The organism is Streptomyces flavofungini (assembly GCF_041028215.1).
GTDB lineage: Bacteria > Actinomycetota > Actinomycetes > Streptomycetales > Streptomycetaceae > Streptomyces > Streptomyces flavofungini_B.
On record NZ_JASKYR010001396.1, the window covers coordinates 1 to 1,021 of the forward strand.

The following is a 1,021-nucleotide window of genomic DNA, read 5'->3' on the forward strand; positions in this document are numbered from 1 at the left end:
ACAATGGGGCGCGTGAACGAGGAGTCCGGGGGCGGCCGGGAGAACGAGCACGGGGAAGAACCGACGGACGAGGCCATCGCGGTGGGCCGCGCCGTCGACCACGGCTTCGCCAAGCTGATGCCCGACGTCGACCGGCCGCGGGCCTGGCTGCTCACCATCGACGGCGCCCCCCAGTCGTATGTGGACCTGGACGAGCCGACGCACCTGGAGTTCGAGTACGCGCGGCGCCTCGCGCACGTCCTGGACACCGCCGCGGGACCGGAGCTGCCGCTCGACGTCGTGCACCTCGGCGGCGGCGCCCTCACCCTGCCCCGCTATGTCGCCGCCACCCGGCCGGGCTCCCGGCAGGACGTGGTCGAGGCCGACCGGGGGCTGCTCGGCCTGGTCGCCGAGCAGGTGCCGTGGCCGGCCGGCGCCGGAATCTCCGTACACGGCACGGACGCCAGGCACTGGCTCGACGCGGCGCCCGACGACAGCGCCGACCTGCTCATAGCGGACGTCTTCGGCGGCTCACGCGTCCCCGCGCACCTGACCACCGTCGCGTACGCCCGTACCGCCGACCGCGTGCTGCGGCCAGGCGGGATCTACGCGGCGAACCTCGCCGACGGCGCGCCCTTCACCTTCCTCCGCTCCCAGCTCGCCACGTTCGCGGCGGTCTTCGGGGAGCTGGCGCTGATCGCGGAGCCGTCCGTGCTGCGCGGCAGGCGCTTCGGCAACGCGGTGCTCGTCGCCGCGCACGAACCGCTCGACATCGCCGCCCTCGCCCGGCGCGCGGCCTCCGACGCCTTTCCCGCGCGGGTCGAGCACGGCGACGGACTGCGGCGGTTCACCGGCGGGGCGGCTCCGGTACGCGAGGAGGACGCGGTGCCCTCACCCGAGCCGCCCGACGGGGCCTTCGGCATCGGCTGACGCGGTGGCGAGGGGGAGCGGCGCGGGGGCGACCGCCACCTCCTTGGTGCGCCGGGTCAGACGGCGCACGTCGGGGACGAAGAGGACGGCCGCCGTCACCAGGACCACGAGC

The 1,021-nt window shown here is 75.6% G+C and carries 1 protein-coding gene and 1 pseudogene; one reads left to right on the forward strand and one right to left on the reverse strand.

Annotated elements, in window-relative coordinates; translation table 11 throughout:
* The first annotated feature begins 117 nt into the window (after nt 1–117).
* Nucleotides 118–909 (forward strand): spermidine synthase, encoded by a 792-nt coding sequence (locus AB8Z36_RS41280; protein WP_369218468.1) that lies wholly within the window; start codon nt 118–120, stop codon nt 907–909.
* Here the strand turns inward: AB8Z36_RS41280 and AB8Z36_RS42420 are convergent.
* Nucleotides 871–1,021: pseudogene (locus AB8Z36_RS42420) on the reverse strand (MFS transporter); the annotation flags it as partial. The gene AB8Z36_RS41280 and the pseudogene AB8Z36_RS42420 sit on opposite strands and share 39 nt — an antisense overlap.

Excerpts from the sequence above, each read along its gene's own strand:
- AB8Z36_RS41280 (WP_369218468.1), top strand. The coding sequence starts at position 118 with ATGCCCGACGTCGACCGGCCGCGGGCCTGGCTGCTCACCATCGACGGC.